Annotated in this window: 8 protein-coding genes; 1 reads left to right on the top strand and 7 read right to left on the bottom strand. The window is 57.9% G+C overall.

What is annotated here, in order from left to right:
- From G6O54_RS36410 to G6O54_RS36425, 4 genes are all read right to left on the bottom strand, one after another.
- A partial coding sequence (locus G6O54_RS36410) for a thermonuclease family protein (RefSeq protein ID WP_250847250.1) occupies nucleotides 1-231 on the bottom strand: 231 nt, incomplete at its 3' end.
- Between the two features lie 67 nt (nucleotides 232-298).
- Nucleotides 299-571 carry a hypothetical protein gene (locus tag G6O54_RS36415; protein ID WP_165235845.1) on the bottom strand — a complete coding sequence of 91 codons (273 nt, stop codon included), beginning with the start codon at nucleotides 569-571 and terminating at the stop codon, nucleotides 299-301.
- A 239-nt stretch (nucleotides 572-810) separates the two neighbouring features.
- Nucleotides 811-1,050, bottom strand: a complete 240-nt coding sequence (locus G6O54_RS36420) for a hypothetical protein (RefSeq protein WP_165235848.1) — start codon at nucleotides 1,048-1,050, stop codon at nucleotides 811-813.
- A 341-nt stretch (nucleotides 1,051-1,391) separates the two neighbouring features.
- Nucleotides 1,392-1,868, bottom strand: a complete 477-nt coding sequence (locus tag G6O54_RS36425; RefSeq protein ID WP_165235851.1) for a hypothetical protein — start codon at nucleotides 1,866-1,868, stop codon at nucleotides 1,392-1,394.
- 249 nt (nucleotides 1,869-2,117) lie between these two features.
- Between G6O54_RS36425 and G6O54_RS36430 the strand changes: the two genes are divergently transcribed.
- Nucleotides 2,118-2,375, top strand: a complete 258-nt coding sequence (locus tag G6O54_RS36430; RefSeq protein WP_165235854.1) for a hypothetical protein — start codon at nucleotides 2,118-2,120, stop codon at nucleotides 2,373-2,375.
- Nucleotides 2,376-2,736: 361 nt separating this feature from the next.
- Here the strand turns inward: G6O54_RS36430 and G6O54_RS36435 are convergent, their stop codons facing one another.
- The 3 genes from G6O54_RS36435 to G6O54_RS36445 form a co-directional block, all read right to left on the bottom strand.
- Nucleotides 2,737-3,534: a hypothetical protein gene (locus tag G6O54_RS36435; protein ID WP_165235857.1), complete on the bottom strand. Its 798-nt coding sequence runs from the start codon at nucleotides 3,532-3,534 to the stop codon at nucleotides 2,737-2,739.
- 38 nt (nucleotides 3,535-3,572) lie between these two features.
- Complete coding sequence (locus G6O54_RS36440) at nucleotides 3,573-4,355, bottom strand: hypothetical protein (RefSeq protein ID WP_165235860.1); 783 nt, start codon at nucleotides 4,353-4,355, stop codon at nucleotides 3,573-3,575.
- A 12-nt stretch (nucleotides 4,356-4,367) separates the two neighbouring features.
- The coding region (locus G6O54_RS36445) for a DUF4145 domain-containing protein (protein ID WP_205679168.1) at nucleotides 4,368-4,802 on the bottom strand (435 nt) is incomplete at its 5' end.

The following is a 4,802-nucleotide window of genomic DNA, read 5'->3' on the forward strand; positions in this document are numbered from 1 at the left end:
CAGCTTCTCGCCGGCCAGGGCGGAGGCTTCCTGCTTCGCGCGGGTGCCGAAATCCTGGCCCGACTCGGGGGAGTCGACCCCGTGGAGCCGCATCCGCACCTGCCAACGGTCGGCGGTCAGAACCGTGAAGGTATCGCCGTCCGCGACCCCGACGACGCGGGCTTGGAAGTCCTCGGCCGCTGGGGAGGCCATGGGCAGCATCAGGGCGACGAGGACAGCCGGCAATCGCATGCCAACTCTCCCGGTTGGGCGGGAGGACAGTTCACCAGTCCCTTGGAGGTCCCCCTCGGCTGCTCCATCAGAGGGCTATAAACTCATCCCAGAATGTCGAGGTCAACTTGATGGAGTCGTGAATCAAGATCTCGACCTCGAAGCAATCCTCGTCGAGATTGTACCCGAATTTGTTGATCGGCGGCGACATGTCGTAATGGTCCGGAAACGCACCCCGCCACATGCTCTCATCGCCCCGGAAGATGGTCATGCCAACCTGGGGGACGAAAGGTAGCTCGAGGGTCTTTTCGTACCTCCCGTTGGCAGTGACAACCATCAGTAACCACTTGTACATTGGCATTTCATTCCCCATGGGAACCCACCCGTAGAAACTGGCCGTTCACGAGAATCCATTCGCCACAAGCGGCCCCTGAGTGGTCGTCAAGGCTGATTTCGTACACAGCCCTGCCGTTCCTCGTTCGATGCACCGCCGTCCCCAACCGGCGGCCAGCAGGAGCATCGACTACTTCCATCAGACCGGAATCCCTACCGGCTGCGGCCTCGCCCAAAGCGGACAGGCCAGCGTAGTATCCCATCAGTTTAGGCTCCCTTTTGCATCGCCCGCCAATCGATGAGGAGTTGTGCCGCCTTCTCTTTGTCGTCGATATTCTGAAAGACCACAGTGAATGGACCCGCCGGTTGAGGGGGATCGCCGCTCTCCAGCCAGACCACCTGGGCGGGTCCCATCGTTTCGACGATTCGTATCCCTTGCGTCACCAGGTAATCACAGAATGGCCGATATTCTTCTGAGGGGATGCGGATCCCGATCTCGCCGCTCATTCCCAGCAAATCTCCCGTTTGGACACCGATCTATGATAGAGTGACACATAAAATATATCCTGAACATTCGCATTACGTCGAGCCTGGATCCGCGATCATCATCGAAGGCCAGGCACCCAACGTGAGCGGAGCGCCGAAGGCCAGGCACTCAAAGCGGGCAGCCTGGGCAATATAGATAGGAAAGCGAGACTCCGGCAGGGGCCGGCGGCGGCTTGGGCCTGTCAGCGGCCGGCTCACGACATCGACGTGCTGTTCGGCTCGCGTGCTCCCTAATCCCCCTGGTTTCTCTACCTTAAGTGCGTGACCGCTGGATCGTGACCGCTGGATCGTGCCCTTTCGTTTCAGACGTGGATGATTTGCTCGACCAGCTCCTTTGGAAGCAGATAGCCGAAGACGTGGGTCGCGAGCTGCGGATACTTCTTCACCACGGCGGCGGTGACCATCGTCATGACGTCGATGTGCTTTTGACGCTCACCATCGGGATCGCCTGGCGAGGTGCCCTCGTAGTTATGGAAGGCCGCGCAGTCCATGTGGTCGAAGATGATGAGCCCCTTGACGGGACCGTGGGCGAGGACGAATTCGAGGTGGTCCTCAAATGCCTTGGTCCATTCCGCGCTGTGCTTCGCGGCGTGCGACGCCCCGGCCATCGCGAGATGGTAATACCTGCCGCGGTAACTGAGGTCGTCCATTGCCTCGGTGATCCGATTCGGAAACCGAAGATCGATGCAGGATAGGAGCAGGACCTTGTCGTCTGCCGCCTTCAGCATTGGATCTACAGCGCTCTTCAAGAACTCGCTGAGTTGACGGTCGGCGGCCATAGGGGGGCTCCGGGGGCGATGGTGGACGGATCACTGTTGGTCGGGCCATTTTCGCCGTCCCGTGAGGGTCAGGCAACGATGATTTAGACGGGTCACCTCGATTGCCCCGCGCATCGTTTATGGCCAGGCACCCAAAGTGAGCACGATGTCCGCCGTCACGAGGACGGCCTGTGGCTCTCGCCGACCGACGATCGCGGCGAGCCGGGGGGTCGCTACGGCCTGGCCCCGTACTACACGCTGGCCAACCACTTGCAACTGGTCGATATCGCCGCTCGGCTCGAGCGAGCCGGCAAGGCGTCCTTGCCGCGCGAGGCCGCCTCGATCTTCGGCCGCCTGGGCCTGGACCAATCGCACTGGCGGGACATGCTCGAGGCCCTGGGCCGCCCGCGACCGCCGGCCCCGCTGGGCCGCGAGCAGCCCGCGCGACCGCCTCGCCGGCCGGCCTTCGCGGCGCCCCGCCCCGCGCCCTTCGCACCCGGCCCGATGAGCCTCGCGGCCGGCCCCTGAGCGCCCCATCGCCGAGTCCTCCCCCTCCGGTCGCGGCCGTCAAGGCCGCCAGCCCAGGGGCCACACGCCCCGGTCCTCATCCGATCCCTTCCCGCCGCCTGCCGTCGGCTCCCAGCCGCTCCAGACCCGCCCGTTCCCCCACGTCGTCGACCTCGCTCGTTCCTCGTTGAACTTCGAGCCGGCCGCCGAGCGCCCCGGACGGACGGCAATCCCGATTGGATCGCCCAGCTTTTCTCCCTACGTTACCCAGACCACCCGCTTTGGGTGCCTCTCCCGCTTTGGGTGCCTGGCCTTCGATGTCCTCGTGTCCTCGTGGCCTTCGATGTCCTCGGCCTTCGTGTCGGTGCCTGGCCTTCGATGTCTATGTCGGTGCCTGGCCTTCGATGTCTGGCCTTCGATGTCTCTTTCGCTTAGGCTGTCGGGGTTTTGACGTCTTTGCCCCTTCACTCCTTGAATCCATAGCCCATTTGATTATGAGCCAGAAAAACTCTCCATAGTCAACTTCGAGCCAGCCTGGCTTCTGCGTGAACTTCAAGATGCCCACCTCCTCGAGCTTCTTCGTGGCGTAGTTGAATGAGTCGTCAGTACACTGCAATTTGGTCGTAGAAAAACCAGGTCTGAAGATGGCTGTTCTGTTGTAGTCCTGTGGGTGATTCGCCACACCGAGGTAGTAGGCTTTCATGCCGGAAGATCTGGCGATGACAAGCTGCCTACCTTGGTCTGTTTCGTTGTACATACGATGGAAATCCGCCAAAATCGACAGTCCAGTATCACTGACAGATGCGATCAGTTGGCTGGCGATGTTGGCTTCTTCCCATTTCGGATCACCTTCCGGAACCTGCATGGCATTGAAGAGCAGATCTCGGAGATACTTCCTCCTGGTCTCGTTGTTAGCCCTGGAGACTTGAGGAAGCACCTTCTCTATGTGGTTAGCCAAATCCTCGTTATCTTTGATACAGACCTTGGCCTTGACCTCTTCGACCTTCTGGCCGATCTCCTGCAAGGTCTTTTCCACTCTTCGACTTCTCTTCTCGTTGACCGAGAAGAATAGCAACTTCTCCAAGGAACTGCCCACTATTGGGATGGCAAGCAGACTGGCCTGGAGGGCGTTGACTGTATGGTCCTTCAGCGTGATCTCGTCCTTGCGCTCCTCGGTCATCGCAGAATCTCCTCAGAAAACCTGATTCTCGTTATGCTTTACTGGATCGCTATCATTTCTGAACGTAACTGCCGGGGAATACGACCAGGCTTGGCGTTGGCGAGAACAGAGAGAATATTCACAAACAGAACCAACAGTAGGTATACTGAGTAACCAAGTGATGTTTCAGAACTCCACATTGGAGCCACAATGCAAACTGATGCCAGGAAGAACATCATGCTCAATACATTCGGCAGCCTTACTCCGAATATTCTAATCCGCCTGGGTACTAATTCGTCGTGAAAGTTGACCCGTCTTGGTTCCCCTGCTCCGATGATATGACCGAGCAAGAAGACGTCGCCACTGCCCACCCCTGTGTGGACGATCTGCAACGAAACCCCATCATCATGTTCCAGAAACAGGAAGGACAGATGAATTGCAGTCTTGTCTCTGTTCAATTTGACATCGATATTGCTTGCGATACTACTGACGGAGTGTACGTCTACATCCAAGACATGAACACCCCGCTTGCAGAGGATGGTAAGTGGCGAATTCTTAACTGTATCCTCTCGTTTGATGGTATCCTTTCCAGCGTTCCAGATGACCATCCGAGAGACCGTCAAGTCTGTAACAGGTTCTCCATGTCCTTCATAGGTGATTCGTAGACTCGGCAACCGTGACTGAAGGTTGCTCATGATCATGCTGCTGGTCACACAGTAGACGAGTCTCTTCTCCCTCTTGCTCATCACGTATGTGATGACTGTAGCAACAACGGATATGGCTCCGATGATCCACCCACTGATAGCGAACCAGGGATTCTGGATGATTGACGTGAGATTCATAGGCGACTCCCATCAATGCTTCGAGGATACCGGGATTCGCTTCGGGAAGTCGTAAACGAATCTCAGCAGCATCTCCATGAAGGTAATGAGATGCTCCGCATCTCCCCTTGACATCGTGTGGATCTCGTGAGTTGCTTCGTTGCCCTTGGAGCGAACGTAGTCTACCCAGTCCCTTCCATTGGGCGGGATGTACCCGTTGCTGTTCAGGTAGTCGACATAGTGAACGAAGCTCTGGCTCGGGCTTGCTCCCTGTGCCACGGCCACGTTCATTAGCAACTTCCGGCAGGAGAGGACTGCGGATGTGTAGGCGTAGACGGACATGCACCTTCGGGCTTCGTCATAGACCTCGCCAACTTCAGCGGGAAGATTCTTGACCTTCGTTCCAAAAGCCTCAACGGGAACTTGAGTGGTCGCTCCATACATCTTCATGAAAATTGTTGGGCTGTG

It is taken from the genome of Aquisphaera insulae (assembly GCF_011064615.1).
Taxonomy (GTDB): Bacteria; Planctomycetota; Planctomycetia; order Isosphaerales; family Isosphaeraceae; genus Aquisphaera; species Aquisphaera insulae.

Bases quoted from the DNA above. Each gene is read 5' to 3' on its own strand.
- G6O54_RS36415 (WP_165235845.1), bottom strand. From the start codon at position 571: ATGCCAATGTACAAGTGGTTACTGATGGTTGTCACTGCCAACGGGAGG.
- G6O54_RS36420 (WP_165235848.1), bottom strand. From the start codon at position 1,050: ATGAGCGGCGAGATCGGGATCCGCATCCCCTCAGAAGAATATCGGCCA.
- G6O54_RS36425 (WP_165235851.1), bottom strand. From the start codon at position 1,868: ATGGCCGCCGACCGTCAACTCAGCGAGTTCTTGAAGAGCGCTGTAGAT.
- G6O54_RS36435 (WP_165235857.1), bottom strand. From the start codon at position 3,534: ATGACCGAGGAGCGCAAGGACGAGATCACGCTGAAGGACCATACAGTC.
- G6O54_RS36440 (WP_165235860.1), bottom strand. From the start codon at position 4,355: ATGAATCTCACGTCAATCATCCAGAATCCCTGGTTCGCTATCAGTGGG.